Origin of the sequence: Pseudomonas sp. EA_65y_Pfl1_P113 (assembly GCF_963970525.1) — a bacterium.
Lineage (GTDB): Bacteria > Pseudomonadota > Gammaproteobacteria > Pseudomonadales > Pseudomonadaceae > Aquipseudomonas > Aquipseudomonas tritici.
Window position 1 is genome coordinate 1 of record NZ_CAXAQM010000475.1, and the last position, 474, is coordinate 474.

1 protein-coding gene is annotated in these 474 nt (G+C 69.8%); it reads left to right on the forward strand.

The annotated features are described in order from the left end of the window. The coding region (locus AACY52_RS30645; protein WP_339561436.1) for a UTRA domain-containing protein at window positions 1–474 on the forward strand (474 nt) is incomplete at both ends.

The window sequence follows — 474 nt, forward strand, 5'->3', positions numbered from 1 at the left end:
GGGGCTGATCTATCGTCGCGACCGCAGCGGCTGGTATGTCTCGCCGCCGCCTGTGGTCTATGACCCGACGCGCTGGGCGGGCTTCATGACCTATGTCGCCGAGCAAGGCCGCGTGCCGACGACCGAAACGCTGCACAAGCATACGGTGGCGGCAGCGGCGGTGGATGCGGCGGTGTTCGGCTGCGCGGTTGGCGCGCCGCTGTACGCGCTCGCCCGCCGCCGCGCGATCGACGGGCGGCCGGTACTGATCGAGCGGATCCTGGTCGATCCTGCGATCGCGCCCGGCCTGATCGATCACGATCTGGATGGGTCGCTAACGGCGGTGCTGACCGGGCGGTATGGCGTGCGGGTGGTGCGCAACCATGTCGAGATGCGACCGTGTGCGCTGATCAAGGACATCGCGCAGGCGCTGGGCGTCGCGTCGGGCACGCCGGGGCTGCTGGTGGTGCGCCGCAGTTACGATGCGGCGTATCG